At 45.8% G+C, this 17,414-nt stretch carries 17 protein-coding genes; 5 read left to right on the forward strand and 12 right to left on the reverse strand.

Annotated features, from left to right (window positions below; all coding sequences use genetic code 11):
- Positions 1–167: 167 nt before the first annotated feature.
- Complete coding sequence (locus tag CPG39_RS08470; protein ID WP_231990252.1) at positions 168–2,024, forward strand: hypothetical protein; 1,857 nt, start codon at positions 168–170, stop codon at positions 2,022–2,024.
- 120 nt (positions 2,025–2,144) lie between these two features.
- Here the strand turns inward: CPG39_RS08470 and CPG39_RS08475 are convergent, their stop codons facing one another.
- From CPG39_RS08475 to CPG39_RS08485, 4 genes are all read right to left on the reverse strand, one after another.
- Positions 2,145–2,789 carry an alginate export family protein gene (locus CPG39_RS08475; RefSeq protein WP_419866150.1) on the reverse strand — a complete coding sequence of 215 codons (645 nt, stop codon included), beginning with the start codon at positions 2,787–2,789 and terminating at the stop codon, positions 2,145–2,147.
- Between the two features lie 142 nt (positions 2,790–2,931).
- Positions 2,932–3,060, reverse strand: a complete 129-nt coding sequence (locus CPG39_RS14890) for an alginate export family protein (protein WP_269457606.1) — start codon at positions 3,058–3,060, stop codon at positions 2,932–2,934.
- 43 nt (positions 3,061–3,103) lie between these two features.
- Positions 3,104–4,350 (reverse strand): IS3 family transposase gene (locus tag CPG39_RS08480; protein ID WP_231990253.1). Its coding sequence is split into 2 segments (ribosomal slippage): positions 3,104–4,068 and positions 4,068–4,350, totalling 1,248 coding nucleotides; the frame shifts between segments, so codons are not numbered across the junction.
- Complete coding sequence (locus tag CPG39_RS08485; protein ID WP_096292897.1) at positions 4,347–4,589, reverse strand: hypothetical protein; 243 nt, start codon at positions 4,587–4,589, stop codon at positions 4,347–4,349. The genes CPG39_RS08480 and CPG39_RS08485 overlap by 4 nt, the downstream gene beginning before the upstream one ends.
- 593 nt (positions 4,590–5,182) lie before the next feature.
- On the opposite strand from CPG39_RS08485, the gene yaaA reads away from it, so the two are divergent.
- From yaaA to CPG39_RS08505, 4 genes are all read left to right on the forward strand, one after another.
- Entirely contained in the window at positions 5,183–5,965 is a 783-nt protein-coding gene (gene yaaA, locus CPG39_RS08490) for a peroxide stress protein YaaA (protein ID WP_096292898.1), read from the forward strand.
- A gap of 42 nt (positions 5,966–6,007) precedes the next feature.
- Entirely contained in the window at positions 6,008–6,373 is a 366-nt protein-coding gene (locus CPG39_RS08495; RefSeq protein WP_096292899.1) for a nuclear transport factor 2 family protein, read from the forward strand.
- 224 nt (positions 6,374–6,597) lie between these two features.
- Complete coding sequence (locus CPG39_RS08500; protein ID WP_231990254.1) at positions 6,598–6,981, forward strand: hypothetical protein; 384 nt, start codon at positions 6,598–6,600, stop codon at positions 6,979–6,981.
- Between the two features lie 244 nt (positions 6,982–7,225).
- A complete protein-coding gene (locus CPG39_RS08505; protein ID WP_231990255.1) occupies positions 7,226–8,701 on the forward strand; it encodes an SLC13 family permease in 1,476 nt (491 codons plus the stop codon).
- 41 nt (positions 8,702–8,742) lie between these two features.
- Here CPG39_RS08505 and CPG39_RS08510 read toward each other — a convergent pair whose 3' ends face one another.
- The 8 genes from CPG39_RS08510 to CPG39_RS08545 form a co-directional block, all read right to left on the reverse strand.
- Entirely contained in the window at positions 8,743–9,294 is a 552-nt protein-coding gene (locus CPG39_RS08510) for a phosphatidylglycerophosphatase A (protein WP_096292901.1), read from the reverse strand.
- On the reverse strand, positions 9,275–10,246 hold the full coding sequence (thiL, locus tag CPG39_RS08515) for a thiamine-phosphate kinase (RefSeq protein WP_096292902.1): 972 nt from the start codon (positions 10,244–10,246) through the stop codon (positions 9,275–9,277). Before thiL ends, CPG39_RS08510 begins: the two co-directional genes overlap by 20 nt.
- Before the next feature lie 9 nt (positions 10,247–10,255).
- Positions 10,256–10,756, reverse strand: coding sequence for a transcription antitermination factor NusB (gene nusB, locus CPG39_RS08520; protein ID WP_096292903.1), 501 nt, complete (start codon positions 10,754–10,756; stop codon positions 10,256–10,258).
- Positions 10,753–11,235: a 6,7-dimethyl-8-ribityllumazine synthase gene (gene ribH, locus CPG39_RS08525; RefSeq protein ID WP_013646476.1), complete on the reverse strand. Its 483-nt coding sequence runs from the start codon at positions 11,233–11,235 to the stop codon at positions 10,753–10,755. The genes nusB and ribH overlap by 4 nt, the downstream gene beginning before the upstream one ends.
- Positions 11,236–11,292: 57 nt before the next feature.
- On the reverse strand, positions 11,293–12,393 hold the full coding sequence (gene ribBA / locus CPG39_RS08530; protein WP_096292904.1) for a bifunctional 3,4-dihydroxy-2-butanone-4-phosphate synthase/GTP cyclohydrolase II: 1,101 nt from the start codon (positions 12,391–12,393) through the stop codon (positions 11,293–11,295).
- 21 nt (positions 12,394–12,414) lie between these two features.
- Positions 12,415–13,014, reverse strand: a complete 600-nt coding sequence (locus CPG39_RS08535) for a riboflavin synthase (RefSeq protein WP_096292905.1) — start codon at positions 13,012–13,014, stop codon at positions 12,415–12,417.
- A 266-nt stretch (positions 13,015–13,280) separates the two neighbouring features.
- Positions 13,281–15,233, reverse strand: a complete 1,953-nt coding sequence (locus CPG39_RS08540) for an amylosucrase (RefSeq protein WP_096292906.1) — start codon at positions 15,231–15,233, stop codon at positions 13,281–13,283.
- Positions 15,234–15,254: 21 nt separating this feature from the next.
- Positions 15,255–17,414, reverse strand: coding sequence for an HAD-IIB family hydrolase (locus CPG39_RS08545; RefSeq protein ID WP_096292907.1), 2,160 nt, complete (start codon positions 17,412–17,414; stop codon positions 15,255–15,257).

The raw sequence follows: 17,414 nt of genomic DNA on the forward strand, positions 1-17,414 counted from the left end.
TCTATGATCTAAAAACTGCTACAGTAGTTATTCGTTTTCCGGAAATTGCTTATTAACATTGATAGTTCAAATAACTGCCGGTTTGATTAAAATTTATGACATTCAAGTCACGCTTATTCCATTCACTGCGTAAACTCTCTTCATCGACGGAATCACATCTAGATGATATGATGGTTTTATCCGCCGAGGATTCAGAGTATTGCAATGTATCGAATGAAAATCAGCAGTTTGCATCCGCGGAGGAGATCAAACTATTACTTGATACCGCATTCCGCGATCGGCTGAGTGTTGAAGATCAAGCGATCAAAGAAGCACACAGGCGAATTGAAGCAGAGAATATCGCCAAAGTGGCCACTGAAGCCAGAGCCAGAGCAGAAGCCAATGCCCGAATTGCAGCCGAAACACGCATCCAGGCTGAAGCAATGGCCACTGATCAAGCCCGCGCTAGAGCAAAGTCTGAAGCCCTCGCATTTAGAGAAGCCAATGCTCGCCGGGAACTTGAAATAAAAACCAAGCTGCTTGCGGATGAGAAAGCAAAGGCTGAAAAGGCCTTGAATGCCTTATTAGAAGCTAAAATCAAAGCGGAAGCCTCGATTGTTCAGAAAATGCAGGAACGTGTTGAACAGGAAGCCATGATGCTGGATAAGGCACACGCAGCTGCGCAAAAAGAAAAAGAAGTTACGGAAGCGGCGAAATATCAAACTCAAGTAGCAAATGACGCGCATCTTGCCGCGCTGACTGCGATCGAAGCAGAAACCGCAGCTACTGCACTGGCAAAAGCCAGAATCCAGGAAAAGCAAAAAATTATTGCGTTGGCAAGAGCACAGGAAGAAACTGAGAAGCAAGTGTTCGAAGAGCTGCAAATGCGCTCACGCATTGAAGCACAAGCCTTGGCACAAGTTTCCCGTCGCTTGGAAAGAGAGAAGCAGGCAAGAGAAATAGAAGAAGAAAGGCTGAAAGCTGAAACGATTGCCGCAAATGCAGCACTGGAAAGAGCTGAGGTTGAAGCTGTCGCTGCAGAACAGGCTCGAAAAAGAGCTGACTCAGATATACGAGCAACCGTTGCCGCGCGCGATAAAATTGATGCAGAGAAAATTGCGGCAGAAATGGCAGAATCCATTATCGCACAAGAAAATGCAGCGACTACAGCTATCCAAACCCGGCTGACTCTGGAATCCACGTTGCTTGAAGAAGCCAAGCAACGGATGCAAATTGAATCAGAGGCGTTAATTGCTGCCCAAATGGCTTTAAATGCAGAAAAAGAAGCTTCAGCAATTGCAAAAGAGAAGCAAAAGGCCGAAGTTGCTGCTACAAAAGAATATCAAAAACGCGCCAAAGCGGATGAAGAAGCCGTCAAAGAGGCCAAAGCACGCGCCGAAGCTGAAAAATCTGCACGGGATGCTGCGAAAAGAAAAACTGAAGCTGAAATAAAACTAAAAGTAGCCATAGAAACAAAAACACAAATGGACATTTTTATCGCTCAAGAAACCAATAGCAAGGCTGATTTGGAACAACGCCTGCATGAAGATGCAGCAATTCGCGCCAAGGCGATAGCAGATGCAAAACTGGCAGCAGCCGAACGTCTTGAGATTGAACAAAAAATCACAGGACTGGCAATCACCAGAGCGCAAGCTAAAATTATGGCTGCCAATAAAGCCAGAGGACAACTTGAAGCCGAAAAGAATGCTACCAGAATCGCATTGGAGAAAGCGAGAAAAGAATCTGCAGCTCTAACCGCCATGCAAGAACGTATCGCCCTGGAATCAGCCGCACTGGAAGCTGCCGCAGCCAGAGAAGCTGTTGAGACAATGGCAAAAGAAGCACTGTTTGCCCGTTCTCAAGCGGATAAAGAAGCAACCGCCGCAGCTACTGTAAGAATACGGGCAGAGATTGCCGCTGCAGAGCATTCCCGCAACAATATAGCCTCCACCACAAGAAATCAATTGCCACGCAGTTCAAAGTCAACCCCCGCAGCCGCAGCTTCTCTTTCCGGCACATCCACAAAACGTAGTATCACAGCTTAAGCTGATAGTTAATCAATATAACGAAATATGCTTCTAAACCATTCTCAGGTTAACCTGAGAATGGTTTAGAAGCATAAAAGTAAAAAATCTCCGGAAAATCCAGGGCGATTCCTTTGCAAATTATCTGAACGCTCTGACAGATATTTCTGTATAGAAAAAATTTGAGCCTCCATCAGCTTCTCCAAATGCAGTCAGTTGTCTATTTTTTACAAATCCTCCATTCATAAAACGCGAATACCCTATCGTGATATCAACTAGAGGGGCCAGTTTGTAGTTAATACGAGCGTTAATCGATTGTCCGATAAAATCTCCACTCTGGCCGGTACTGTCACGATTAAAGACGGTAGGGGTCGCAACATTCATCAGATTGTTAAAACGATCGGTAGTGCTTGCCAGCCAGAACCAGCTGTAACCGCCATCTATGAATACATCTTTGTGCAGCGAAAATTCAAACAATAGCTTGGGCGCCTTAACGTTTTCCATAATAAGATAATCATCGGGTGACCATGGACGAGCAAACCCAAAGAATCGTTCAAAACGATTGTCAGTATTGTCATTTGGATTACGATCGCCGCTTACAAAACCATAGAAAGCGCTCAATCTTGGCTTCCAATCATGTTTAAGGGAATATCCTACTTCCAATAAATATGACCAAGCCGATTTCTTCCTACCATTATCCTGACCAAACTGGTAAATCGCGCCAAGTTCGAAATCAATGCCGGTATTTGGTACGACCCCGTAAACACGTATGGCAGGAGAGTAGATGTCTCGCTCAGCTTGTCGACCATACCTGTCATCTTACTTTAGGCCCATGAAATAAGGCTGTACTGTCATTACATCAGACCATTTACGCCAATGCCCTACAGCGCCATAGAACCACTGGTCTTTGCTGCGTTCATCAAATTCATTAATGTTTACGGATGACTGGTTGCATTCCCCATGCATCCAGCTCCCAATCATTTAATTCTTGTCCGAAAGTGACACGAAAGCCTTCAAAATTATTGGTGGTATTACGCCATTGATAGTTGCCCAGCAAGCGCCGGTCTACTGGAGTTGTCCCAATTTGACGGACATTTTTTTCATGGAGTCGAGAGAGTCTCGACCTGTGAAAGCGAATTGTAGTCTATCGCGATTTGATTTTTCTCATTCAGTTTTCTCTCAAAATTGTTTGGTGATAAGTATCCCAGTCCAGAATGCCTGCGAGTGGGGTTGTACCATGACTCGATCCAGGTGAATATGGCCAGCCTTGCTTCAGTTTTATTTTTCCAGGAGCGCCTATCGATCAATTCACATTCTAGGCTGGCAAAAAAGCTTTCAGCCATCGCATTGTCGTAAGCATCCCCCACACTGCCCATGGAGGGACGCACACCCATTTCCCTGCATCGCTTGCCGAACTCAACACTGGTGTATTGACTACCCTGATCGCTGTGGTGAATCACTTTGCCCGGTTTACGAGTGATTAACGCCATGTTCAACGCACTGATCACCAGACTTGCTGTCATGGTTTCGCCGAAAGACCAGCCCACTACCTTACGGCTGAATACATCGATGACCACGGCTAGGTACAAAAACCCTGCCCAGGTAGGAATGTAAGTCATGTCCGCAACCCATAGTTGATTGATGCTAGCTGCCTTGAAATGACGTTGCACTAAATCCGGTGCAGGGTGGTCACGCTTATTCCGATGAGTCGTGATCACAAAGCCTCGCCTGCGACTCACTCCTTTAATTCCAGCTTCACGCATCAACCTGCCTACGCGCTTATGATTGACCCTGACTCCACGATCGGCTAACTCAACGGTAATGCGGGGGCGGCCATACGTACCATCGCTTGTACGGTATATAGCCATGATCTGCTCGATCAGTCGACAGTTGGTAATGGCCCGTCGGCTGGGTGTGCGTTTTGCCCAGTCATAGTAACCGCTGTGCGATACACCAAGTGTTTCACATAGAACACGAGCCGGAAATTGAGCCCGGTTTGCCTTGATTAATTGGTACACCTTCCCCATCAATCCGTGTTGTTTGCAAACCAGGCCGTAGCCTTTGCCAATATGTCACGCTCCATCTCCACACGCTTGAGCTTCTTACGCAATTCCAGCAGTTCCTGCCGTTCGTTGGCACTCAAGGAAACAACACTCGATGTTGCAGCGAAAGCAATTGTCTGGCTTGATCTAATTGGTACACCTGCTGCTCGACACCAGGTTTGTATCGAAGTGTAGTGGCAACCAAATTCCTTGGATAATTGCTTGGGGCATTTGCCTAATGCTACCAATTCCACCATCTGCTGACGAAACTCCGGTGGGTAAGCAGGTTTGTAGTTTTGTGTCATATTTCTTCTCCTTTAAACAGAACATAATGTGTCCGTTCAAAGGGGGCAACTCCAGACTCGGGATGAGTGGAATAACTACGAGCACGCTGAAAATAGGTTCTCTTTCTTGCAATTTCTGATTCTGCGGTTACCGCATGAGCGGCTGATTGAGTTGTCGGCTGATCTGCAGACACCTGAATAGAGTTAGTAGATATTGCACTTAAAATCGCCGTGTGTAACAAAAACCAAAGAAAATTCACTTTATTCCCCTAAGTGAACTCTCCGCCACTACGGTTAAGCAACTGATATCTTATTGTTATTTAAACTCCTATTTTTAGGTCAGCATTATGTCATCGTTTCTGGACTAGTCTGATCTTAATTGTCGGATCAGGAATTAATTAAGCCGGAAAAGTGCCCTACACTTGGGTATTTATAATGAGTACTTAGTATTATTGACTATTTACTGCTGTTCCTTCGGTCGGTACCGAAAATTTTACCTAGCGAAGTAAACATTCATGTTTAATACAAGTTTAGGATATTAAGGCGAGGTACGCTTGATGTATATTGACCAAACTATTATTATTTATAGGATAATCAATTAGATGAACTGCAACTATTGCTTAGAACTTCTACGTATTTCTATTAGATTGACTGGATGAATCAAACTGAAGAGAAGTTAAGCTTTCCTGGATTAATTTTACAATATATTGAAATAAGATAGATTATAGGATTGAAGCAAGTACTTCGATCCATTGAACCAGGCAGTTTATTATGTGCCGGCCAGAACCTTGATTAATATATTTAGATACAAAATTATCTCTAGGATCATATTTTTATTCCGGAATGAAAATACATGATTATTGTTATCTCACCGGCCAAAACGCTGGATTTTGAAACCCCGCCCATCACTCAGGAATATACGCAACCCGTTTTTCTCGATGACTCGGCCGAGCTGATCAGCGCGCTCCGAAAACTGGAACCGCAGCAAATCAGTCAGTTGATGTCGATCAGTCCCAAACTGGGAATTTTGAATTCAAACCGCTATTACGCCTGGAATCGTCCGTTTACGTTGGAAAATTCAAAACAAGCGATCCTTGCATTCAAAGGGGATGTTTATACTGGACTGGATGCTGAAACTATGACTACGGCGGAATTGGCTTTTGCTCAGGATCATTTGCGCATTTTATCGGGGTTATATGGCGTGTTGCATCCGCTGGATTTGATGCAACCTTATCGGCTGGAAATGGGTACGCAATTTAAGAATTCGCGCGGCAAAAACTTGTACGAGTTCTGGGGAGATAAAATCAGTCAGGCACTGAATCAGGATCTGAAGAAACAGAAGGATAGTATTCTGATCAACCTGGCATCCCACGAGTATTTCCAATCCACACATATGGGGAAACTGGAAGCGCGTATCATTACACCTGTTTTTAAAGACGAAAAAAATGGAATTTATAAAATCATTAGCTTTTATGCCAAGAAAGCCAGAGGTATGATGAGTCGCTATATCATCCGGAACAGACTCACAAATCCCGAAGCTATTAAAAAATTTGATGTTGCAGGTTATCAATTTGACGCAAAAGGCAGCAATCAAGATGAGTGGATCTTCACTCGCGCAGAATCGAAAGCAGCGTGATTGGCGACACACACTGTCAAAGGCCTCCGGCAGGAAAATACTATGATCACCAACTCATTCATTGAACGGGCTAAAAAATACGTGAGATTATCCAACGATCACGATCTCTCGGGCATAAAATGCTTATTTGCTGATGATGCCACCTACCACTCCGAGTATTTCGGTACATATCAGGGTAGCGACGCGATTCATGCCATGATGACCAGCTTTTTTGCCCGCTTTCCCGATGCACACTGGGAAATCACTGAGTATCGCAACAACAAACAAAATGGTGCTGAATTCACATTTGTCATGACTGGAACGGATATTTCTACCGGCGAACCGGTGAGACGGCATGGACTGGAACGCATCTACTTCACTTCGACGGGGCTAATTCAGCATATCGCGGTTTGCAAGCCCGAGCAGTAGTTTGGTAAAAACGGGAGCATACACAGGACCTCAATCGTGCATCCAGTTGGATACCCTTATCTTCCGGCACGATTGGAGCTTCCCGATTAAAGCGGAAACACCACGTAAAAAAGCTAATTTTCCCAATGGAAACCATTAGATAAAAAACAGGGTTTCCCCAATATACTCACTACATCAAGTTCATTATTATGACAGTCATCAATTTATTACTGGAGGAACTGATCGTGAAAACACAAAAATTCTTTGCATTAATCTCTGTTTTGGCATTCAGCTTAACTGTTTCATCAGCATTCGCAGTAGAAGGTATTGATGACAACGATCATGCCACATTAGCACAATATTATGAAAATGTTGCTAAGGAAACCGAAGCAAAATTACAGAAAAATAAAGCGGCACTTGAAGAATACGAAGCGCATTCTTATTCCTATGGCAGACGAGGCCAGGATTTCAAATCGCATACAGCGGCAAATATTCGTGAATATGAAGCAGTGTTGGCAGAAAGCCTGAATAATGCAGACCTGCACAAAAGAATAGCGATGGAGCAAGGTAGTCCAGCAGTCAACAAGGCTCAACTTAATCTCAACCCAAATACATCAATTATTAGATAATCTCGCAGCACTCCATTAGGATCTACAATAAGCCCAGTCAAAAAAGCCATCGATTTATCGATGGCTTTTTTATTCCGATAACAGCATCTCCGTAGCCGTAATAATAAAAACTCATAATTTTCCCTATCCATATGTAATTGGCACTATATTAAAATTCCTGCTTATCCCGCGATATAACTGAGCATCCCGCAACACACATAAAAAAACGTAGCACCTTCGCTCCACTGCTTCAATCTCATACAGCATGATTGACGCGCCTCCGCCACTCCGGCATGATGCAAATTCTTTGATGCCACAGCGTCTCTCGCAGACCTCTCATCGCTACAATTCGAATTTTATGACCATTACTCCCAATCGCGAGTGGGCTTTGATTGTCGGCCCGTTGCTTGCAATCACTATATTCTTTGCGATGTCTCGGTTTGGTTGGGAGGAATACGCCTGCTGGACCGGAGCTGTGGCCATTTTGTGCGTAGTTTGGTGGATTTTTGAACCGATCCCGATTCCCGCCACATCGATTATTCCGTTAGCGTTTTTCCCACTCCTCGGGGTATTGCCGCAGGAAAGAATAGCCATGGCGTATGGTAACGAGCTGATTCTATTGATGCTCGGCGGTTTTATCTTGTCAGCAGCAATGGAGCGTTCTGGTGCCCATCGACGCATTGCGCTCGGAATGGTCAGCCTAGTTGGCGGTGTCAGCAGCCGCCGCATTGTGCTGGGATTTATGGTAGCTTCTGCCGCGTTAAGCATGTGGATCTCAAACACTGCAACAACGTTGATGATGCTGCCGATTGCACTGGCGGTCATTACGCAGAGCCCCGACAAGAAATTAGCCATCCCTTTGCTATTGGCAATTGCTTACGGTAGTAATATCGGTGGCCTGGGAACACCGATTGGCACACCGCCAAACTTGGTTTTCATGCAACAGTATGAGAATTTCACCGGAACGGCAGTAAGCTTTTCACAATGGATGAGCAGGGGATTACCCGTCGTAGTGATCTTTATCCCGATTGCCGGACTATGGCTCACGCGCACGCTGGATTATCGCGGTGCATTGGTAATTCCTCCGGCAGGTGATTGGCGTCCCGAAGAACGCCGCGTGCTAATCATTTTTGGCTTGACCGCTTTGGCATGGATTACGCGCCTTGAACCCTTCGGCGGCTGGAGCACCTGGTTTGATCTCAAAGGAGCGAATGATGCGATTGTCGCTTTAATTGCAGTAGTAATTTTGTTTCTGGTACCCAACGGTCGTGGTGGCAAGCTGCTCGATTGGCAAACCGCAGAGAAAGTTCCTTGGGGCATTCTGATTTTGTTTGCCGCAGGTATTTCCATTGCCCAGGCCTTTGTCGAATCCGGACTATCCCGCGCAATTGGCGATCAGTTGGCGATTCTTGCCAGCTTGCATCCACTGGTCATTATTGCTGTCATCGCACTGAGTGTGACTTTTCTTACTGAAACCACAAGTAATACCGCTACCACCATATTATTGATGCCGATCCTGGCTCCGGCTGCACTAGCGGCAGGCATTGAGCCAAGCCTGTTGATGGTTCCCGCTGCGATGAGCGCGAGCTGCGCCTTTATGCTACCCGTTGCCACCGCACCAAACGCCATCGTCTTTGGCAGTGGTCATATTCCTATGGCCTATATGGTGAGAGAGGGAATAGTATTGAATTTTATCGGCGCTATAGTGATTACAGTGGTATGTTATTTATTAGTTGCATAAAGAACCCGAAGCCTGAATGAATAATACGGGAAATATTGGAGTTAGTAGAAATAGCCTTCGGATAATACCCACGCCTTCCATCCGGCCAGACATAATAGGGTAAAGAATGCAGCCAGTAAATCATCGAACATAACGCCAAATCCGCCTTTAAGATGATTATCGTAATAGCGGATGGGCTGGGGTTTAACGATATCGAACAGACGAAACAAGGCAAAAGCGGCTAATTGCCACGCCCAGTGATCCGGAGTGAAGTACAGCACCAAAAGAAATGCCACCGTTTCATCCCATACCATGCCGCCGTGATCGGGATCTCCCAGTGCCTTACCGGTAATACCGCAAGCCCAGATACCTAAGATAAAGAAAACATCAATCAGCAACAAAAAATAAATAGGACTGAGATAATGATTAAGTAGAGAAAATAACGGGAAAGCAACCAATGTTCCCACTGTTCCCGGCGCCACAGGGCTTAATCCCGCTCCGCCGGAGAATGCAATCATATAAGCGGGGTGACGGTAAAGGAAATCCACATTCGGCCGGGATGATACGGGTGAAGCACTGGATGAGTTGTGAATATCAGGATCTGAAATGGTCATAGCCTGGGGTTTCCAATGTCATTGCGTTTCCCTGCGCATCTTTCACACTTAGACCTTCTCCTGGATAAATCTCGCCGATGCGGGTAAGCGGTATAGCCAACTCGGTGGAAAGCATTTCAATTTTCCGGCGATTTATTTTTGGTGCCGTAAAGCATAACTCGTAATCATCACCACCAGCCAGCAGACAATTCATTACTACGGATTGCTGACGATACTTTGCCAATACTGAAGAGCAAGGTATATCAGTCATATTAATCCAGGCTGCTTTTCCGGAGGTCGCCAAAATATGACCTAAATCCGCCATTAATCCATCAGAAATATCGATGGCACTATGTGCCAGGCCGATCAAGCGTTGGCCAAGTTCTACCCTGGCAGTCGGCGTCAATAGCGCTGGCAGACATTGTTCAATTTCAGCGGGATGCAAAGTTAATTGCCCCAATTCATGTTGCAGTGCCAAAGCCGCATCGCCTATTTTACCGGAAACCCAAATATCATCATCCAACTTAGCGTCGCTTCGGCGTAGCGCTTTACCTGCTGCAACCTCACCAATAATTTGTATCCCGATATTCAGCGCTCCGGCGGTAGTGTCTCCGCCGATCAACTCAATGTGATACAAATCAGCCAAGGCAAAGAAACCATCACTAAATCCGGATAACCAAGCAATATTCTGCTTCACCAGATCTTCAGGCAATGTCAGGGTTAGCAATACCCAACGTGGCTTAGCGCCCATTGCCGCCATATCGGACAAATTAACTGCGAGGGATTTATATCCGAGCTTGTAAGGATCGGTGTCAGGAAAGAAATGTTTGCCACGTACCAACGTATCCGTTGAAATGGCAAGCTCGATTCCCGTCGTTGGTGCAATGAGCGCCGCATCGTCACCAATTCCCAGCACTGCGTCTGATACAGAACGCCTGAAATAACGGTGGATAATATCGAATTCTGAGCACATGCTGGAGAATCACACGCGATTTTTAGTCGCCTTTTGCATTTGAATTTCAATGCTACGCAATTGAGCAGCCAATTTATCCAACACACCGTTGACGTATTTATGCCCGTCACTCCCCCCGTAGGTTCTGGCTAATTCAATCGCTTCATTAAGAATGGCACGATAAGGAATTTCCGGATGGTGGATGAGTTCGAAAGTACTCAATAATAAAATTGCAAACTCTACCGGACTCAGTTCATCGAAGGAACGATCCAAGCAAGGCCGGATAATCTTTTCCAACTCGTCAACCTGTTGCAACGCACCTTGCAGCACATGAGTAAAATGCTTTTCGTCGACATGTCTGAATTCCTCGGATTCACGCAACTGCTGTTCGATAAAATTCGTTGTACCGCCCGCAGTCCGCCATTGATATATGCCCTGCAATACAAATTCACGCGCAATCCTGCGACGGCTTTTATATTTCTCCGCTTTTTTTTCTGTGGGAGAGTTTGTATCAGGAAGTGAGCCGCTCATATATCGACTTCATCAATTTTGATATGTAAATTGGCCACTTCCAGTGCAACCTGAGCAGCCTCCATACCTTTAGCGCTCATCCGGGCAATTGCCTGATCTTCATTATCGGTCGTCAATATGCCATTGGCGATAGGAATCTCAGCTTCAAGCTGCACCATGAGCAAACCACGTGCGGATTCATTGGCAACGACTTCGAAATGATACGTATCGCCCCGTATCACTGCACCCAGTGCGATCAGTGCATCAAACTGATCGGACATGGCCATTCTTTTGATCGTGAGCGGAATTTCCAATGCACCAGGCACGGTTACGATGAGAATATTTGAATCCTGCATGCCATTTTTTTTCAGCTCTGCGGTACAAGCACTCAGAAGCCCTTCACCAATATCAATATTAAAGCGGCTCATGACAATACCAACACGTAAATCCGACCCATCCAGATTCGGCTCAAATTCAAGAATATCGTCATAATACGGCATCACAAGCTCCTGTCTATCTAGTATAAGGATTACTATTGATTAATAAAAATTTAAAGTTTATTGATTGTGTGTCTCAGCGTAACCCGTCACTTCCAATCCAAATCCTGTCACGCTGGGCATTTTTCTTGGAGCCGCCATTAAGCGCATTTTTCCTACGCCGAGATCTTTAAGTATTTGAGCGCCAATACCATGATCGCGCAAATCTGTTTTAATCGCGGTGGAAAAATGAGGTTCCTGCAATTGAATACGCTCGATCAGTCTGGCCGAACTTTCTTTCCGATGCAACAGTACGATAACACCATGCCCTGCTTCAGCAATCAATTTCATCGCCGCATGGATACTCCAGGAATGCGTGCTGTCATGAATATCCAACAAATCGATGACCGACAATGGTTCATGCACGCGCACCAATGTTTCAGTCGCGAGATTTATTTGACCTTTGACCAATGCCAAATGTGTCATATGCGTTATCTCATCACGGTAGGCTGCTAGCTGAAATTCGCCATGCAAAGTTTGAATGGCTCGCTCAGCAACGCGAGTGACCAAGCTTTCTGTTTGATTGCGGTATTGGATTAAATCCGCGATCGCGCCAATTTTGAGCTGATGCTTATGCGCAAATGCCATAAGATCCGGTAATCGCGCCATATCGCCGTCTTCTTTCAGAATTTCACAGATTACCGAAGCCGCGCCCAAACCCGCCATCCTGGCCAAATCACAACCCGCCTCGGTGTGTCCGGCACGCATCAACACCCCACCCTTCTGAGCCATCAACGGAAAAATATGCCCTGGTTGTACAATATCTTCTGGCTTTGCATCTTTCTTAACTGCGACTTGAATAGTTCGTGCACGATCCGCCGCCGAAATGCCCGTTGTAACACCGCTAGCTGCTTCGATAGAAAGTGTAAAATTCGTACCCAGCGGCGCACGATTAGACGATACCATCAAAGGAAGATCCAGTTGATGGCATTTCTCTTCGGTTAAGGTCAAACATATCAGTCCGCGGCCATAGGTAGCCATGAAATTGATGGCTTCCGGTGTTACAAAATCCGCTGCGAGAACCAGGTCGCCTTCATTCTCCCGGTCTTCCTCGTCAATCAGGATAACCATTTTACCCAACTTTAGATCGGCAATGATCTCCTGAATCGCACTGATACTCATATTCACTTTTTCCGAAGTACGTTAAATGTTTAACAACTTTGCTACATAGCGTGCCAACATATCAGTTTCCAGATTTACATGCATTCCCGGCACAAGCTCACTTAACATGGTCATCGCTAAAGTATGCGGAATAAGATTGATAGAAAATTCATCTCCTTCAACCTGATTAACCGTCAGACTCACACCATTCACTGTAATCGAACCTTTATGTGTCAGGTACCGCAATATTGAATCCGGTGCCCGAATAATCAATTCACAACTCTCTCCTGCGGGTTCAAATTTAACTACGAGACCAATCGCATCCACATGACCGCTAACCAGGTGGCCACCCAATCGGTCTGACAAGCGTAAAGCCTTCTCCAGATTGACGCGTATGCCGGTCTGATTAAACCCTTCAGTGCAGCTTAGCGTTGCTTGCGAAACATCCACGGAAAATTTACCAACGACCAATGAAGTAACCGTGAGACAAACACCGTTCACAGCTATGCTATCACCGACCTTAACATCACTCAGATCCAGCTCTCCTGTAGAGATACACAGGGATAAGCCATTATTACCATGGCCAATAATGGGCCGGATTTGAGTTATTTCACCCACCGCTTGTATGATTCCGGTAAACATCTCGCTATGTGCTTGGTTTGAATGACAGAAAAGGTGGTACGAATTGTGAATCAATGTTCGTTCAATAATCCGTCCGCTAGAGTTTCTGCAAGTATACCTTGCTGGAATTGTAAATACTTATCTCTGGAAAATTTTTACCTGAAGTCAAATTATTGGTCGACTGACGCTCGGGCTCCAATAAATAGAACAACAGGGAATTAATAGCCTAACGGAATATCATTTTCCGCGGCTCGTCAGGATATAAGAATTTGACCCTATCATTCTGGTTATGCTTGCAGCCAATAAAAAGACCGCGCAGGGCAGATTAAGCTTTCATCTGCTACATGCAAGGTTTCTCCACTCAATAAATCTCTGATTAACTCGTACTGAAAGAAACCCATGTGTTGAAGTGGAGGAAGCTTTAAGGGTTGCGGTTCATCATCGAAATTTCCAACCACCAGGACTCGCGGACTGTTATTAATTTGATCAAATCGTGAAAATACAAAAAGATGGGGATTGTCCACATTCAATAATTCGCGATTGTTTCTATCTGCAAAAGCTGGTATCTCTTTGCGCACAGCAATCATTTTCTTCACCGCGCAAAAAATGCTGTATTCGACCGTTCCCGGTTGTGTCCTTAACATTGCTCTATTCCAGTCCATTTTGGGACGATGCGCCCAACGGTTATCTGTACTCTTTGATTCATCATCAAGATAGGAATCATCATTGAGCGTACCGATGGCATCTCCATAATAAAGCATCGGAATACCGCCAAAAGAAAGGATCATTCCGTGTAACAGGAGAATAATTTTAATAGCCGTACTCGTCGCATTAGCGTCATTATTCACCAGTGCGTGCTTAAGCCCCGCGAGCGAAGCCAGCGATCCTGAAATACGTGCATCGCCCGTCTCCAAGTTTCTTCCAAAAGCGAGTCCTGCTGCCAGTGACCCTTCAAAATTTCCAGTAAAATAATCAATTAGGAAACGTCTGTGCGACAACGGCTCATACCCGGCAGAGACAATATCCGCATCACTGAATCCCAAACCAATATCATCATGGCTACGTGCGTAATTGAGCCAAGTGGCTCGCTCCAGTTTCTGAGGAATATTCTGTATACCGATATTGAGGAGTATGGCTTTTTTTGTCGCAACAGCATCCCACAACAACGCCATATAAGTTGCATTGTAGGCAATCTCACACTCTTTCGCATTGATAGCATCCTCACCGAAATACTTAATAATCTCGGTAGGTGAGACTATGGCTTCCGCAATAAACAACACACCCGGAGCAGTAACTTGACAACAATCTTTCATGAGCTGCAGGATCAGATGCGCTTCCCGCTCATTCTGGCAGGAACTGCCTATTTTTTTCCACAGAAATGCTACTGCATCCATCCGGAGAATATCAGCGCCATGATTGGCCCAAAACAAAATAATGTCGAGCATTTCTATCAGCACTGCCGGATTCTGATAATTCAAATCCCACTGATAGTGGTTAAATACAGTCATTGCCCACTTACCCATTTTTTCATCCCAGGTGAAGTTACCCGGCGCGGTTTCCGGAAAAACTTCCGGCATTGACTCTTCATAGATGTCCGGAATCGACCGGTCGTCAAAAATAAAATAGTAATCCTGATAGGTCTTATCGCCCTCGCGCGCTCGCTCGGCCCATTCGTGCTGATCGGAGGTATGATTCACCACCACATCCAGCACTAGCAACATATCGCGCTTTTTCATGCTGGCTACCAATTTATCAAAATCCTTAAAGGTCCCGAAGCGGCAATCGATCTTGCGATAATCTCTTACGGCATAGCCACCATCGCTCTTGCCTTGAGGGCAATCACAAATAGGCATGATATGAACCAAGTTGACCCCCAATTCCTGCAGGTAATTTAATCTTGAGAGCATACCCTTCAGATTGTCGGCGTATCCATCGCAGTACAGTGCCATACCTACCCATTTTTGGCTTAAAAACCAGTTGTGATCCTTCTCCCGTTCCAGATCCATTTTTCTTAGATGGCTTGGCCGATTGACGTATTGACGCATAAGCGTTTCCACCAGATTGCGCAGATGCTCTTTGAAATCCGGACGATTCCCGTAAAGTGTATGAAATAGAGAATAAATTGCGTAGAAATTCGCACCCAGGCGCGTATAAAAGAGTTGCAGATTTTGCGGCTTTGATTTTTGCCTCAATTCAACCAAAATATCATTTAGCAATGAATGCGAAATCTGTTCATACATGATTTTATATACCTGAAATTATCATTGATCCGTAGTCCGCCAACCATAGTGCGCCAGCCCTTCCAGAATACCATCCGCCTGATGGCCGCAAGCAAAGTATATTCGTTCCATGCCCCGCAATTGCTCAAGTTCCATACCGTGATTGCCAACTACTATACCCAGCGTATCACCCAGCAGCATCTCCTTATCATTACCGGAGTCGCCGACGACCAGAAAATTCTCCAGAGGCAGTTCCCACTTATAGGCCAAATAACGGATGGCATGCCCCTTGGAAGCACGTACCGGCAACACATCCAGGAACTTGTCATGCGAATAAATAAGCCGTGCATGTAAACGATGTTCCCGCAGTAACCGGTAAAGCTCTTGCAGCGAAGGCATCTTCTCTGATGCCACGTTATAACTCAGTTTGAATTTACGTTGATTTCCAGCCGATTGAAGCGTCAACCCCGGAATGTCGGACAATACCTGCTCCAGAGCTTCCCGCCGCCACAAATGCGCGATCCGATTCGCCCAGCCTATATCCGGTTGAAGCTTATAGCTATAATTAATTTCGCTACCAACCGAAGTAATTAATACATTGGGAATGGGAACCCGTGCATTTTTGAGCACATTGACCGCGCTTTCCAAAGAACGCCCTGTCGCAATACCGAAGACAATTGACCCCGCATGATTCTTCAACCAGGTAATCAGTTGCTGCAATCCGCTCTTATTGCCTATCAGGGTGTTGTCTATATCGCTGATCAGTGCTTTGCGCGCCAACGGCATGGGCGATTTGCCATCTTGCATGGTAAACGCAATCTGACGACGCATGCGTTTACGATCGCGGCGCAACAACTTGCGCACCTCTTTTACGTATTTGTTTACGTGAGCATCCCAGCTATAATGACGACGCGCACCTGCCACACCATTTTTTGCCCACAATCGCCACTGCTGTTTATCCGATAGCGCGCTGTCAAGCGCAAAAGCAATGGCGGTTGAATCTAATGGGTTTACCAGCAGGCCGTTGCAACAATTGGCCACAATATCTCGTGGCCCCCCATCTTCCGTAGCCACAAAAGGCAAGCCGCTAGCAGCGGCTTCAATCAGGGTTAAACCGAAAGGCTCGGTTAATGCAGGATTGACAAATACGCCGCGACGACGCGCAGCAAGACGATATAACTCCGGAACATCTTCAGCGTTGTGATGCTTGGGTATTGCAACCCTACCCCATAAATCATAGCGATCAATATCCAGCAGCAGCTCCCTCAGAATTTTTTGTGATGCTTCATCGAGTTCGCGTATATCGTCGCGATTGCCTGCAACAATAACCAGATTGGCCTTTTCTTGTAATACTGAACTGCTCCCGTAAGCATCGATCAGCCCTTTAAGATTCTTATGAATCGCAGGACGGCAGATTGCAAGTATCATCGGCTTGGCAGGATCAGACAGAAATTTATCCACCATATGCGTGACATTGGAATTAATTTTTCTGCGCCCCGGTGGTGAGAAACGAGCAATATCGGTGCCCGGAGGAATTACGACAAAACGGGCACTTGCGTGATTGTGATACATCCCATACTGCTCGGTAACTTCCTGTCTGGTGCTCGTAATCACCATGGCAACGTTAACCAGCAAATCCTCTTCTGCCGTGATACGGCGCTCAAAATTGAATTGTCGTTCAATAGCGGTTTTTTTTCGCCCGCTTGCCAACAAACGGGATTGCTTGGGACGTCCCAATGAATGGCCTGTATGTATTTGCGGTATGCCCAGAAGCTGCGATAATTGCTGCCCCACATACCCGGCATCCGCGTAATGGGTGTGTATCAGGTCCGGCAATCGGCCTTGCTGGCGCAAAAAATGCAAACTGCGATCCACCAGCTGATCGAGGTGAAGCCATAACAGTTCCTTTCGCACATAGTGCGACGGACCGAAAGGCAGACGCAAAATACGCGCACCATTACCGATATCTTCAACGGGCTGCGAATAATCTGACGATAGCGCAGGGTCTATGATCAGCCGAGTCAACAAATCTACTTGTCCGATCTCGCGATGGCGGGCCAATGCACGCATCAACTCCACTACATACGTGGTTTGCCCCCCGGTGTCGGCATCACGCCCTAGCTCCATATTTTTTCCCCTGATCAATCCATGCGGACTAATCATCAGAATATACAAGGCATTCTCATTATTGTTCCAATCCAT

This window comes from Nitrosomonas ureae (assembly GCF_900206265.1).
Lineage (GTDB): Bacteria > Pseudomonadota > Gammaproteobacteria > Burkholderiales > Nitrosomonadaceae > Nitrosomonas > Nitrosomonas ureae_C.

Excerpts from the sequence above, each read along its gene's own strand:
- CPG39_RS08470 (WP_231990252.1), top strand. The coding sequence starts at position 168 with ATGATGGTTTTATCCGCCGAGGATTCAGAGTATTGCAATGTATCGAAT.
- CPG39_RS08505 (WP_231990255.1), top strand. The coding sequence starts at position 7,226 with ATGATTGACGCGCCTCCGCCACTCCGGCATGATGCAAATTCTTTGATG.
- CPG39_RS08535 (WP_096292905.1), bottom strand. The coding sequence starts at position 13,014 with ATGTTTACCGGAATCATACAAGCGGTGGGTGAAATAACTCAAATCCGG.
- nusB (WP_096292903.1), bottom strand. The coding sequence starts at position 10,756 with ATGAGCGGCTCACTTCCTGATACAAACTCTCCCACAGAAAAAAAAGCG.
- CPG39_RS08545 (WP_096292907.1), bottom strand. The coding sequence starts at position 17,414 with ATGGATTGGAACAATAATGAGAATGCCTTGTATATTCTGATGATTAGT.
- ribBA (WP_096292904.1), bottom strand. The coding sequence starts at position 12,393 with ATGAGTATCAGTGCGATTCAGGAGATCATTGCCGATCTAAAGTTGGGT.
- CPG39_RS08495 (WP_096292899.1), top strand. The coding sequence starts at position 6,008 with ATGATCACCAACTCATTCATTGAACGGGCTAAAAAATACGTGAGATTA.
- yaaA (WP_096292898.1), top strand. The coding sequence starts at position 5,183 with ATGATTATTGTTATCTCACCGGCCAAAACGCTGGATTTTGAAACCCCG.
- thiL (WP_096292902.1), bottom strand. The coding sequence starts at position 10,246 with ATGTGCTCAGAATTCGATATTATCCACCGTTATTTCAGGCGTTCTGTA.
- CPG39_RS08540 (WP_096292906.1), bottom strand. The coding sequence starts at position 15,233 with ATGTATGAACAGATTTCGCATTCATTGCTAAATGATATTTTGGTTGAA.
- ribH (WP_013646476.1), bottom strand. The coding sequence starts at position 11,235 with ATGCCGTATTATGACGATATTCTTGAATTTGAGCCGAATCTGGATGGG.
- CPG39_RS08510 (WP_096292901.1), bottom strand. The coding sequence starts at position 9,294 with ATGACCATTTCAGATCCTGATATTCACAACTCATCCAGTGCTTCACCC.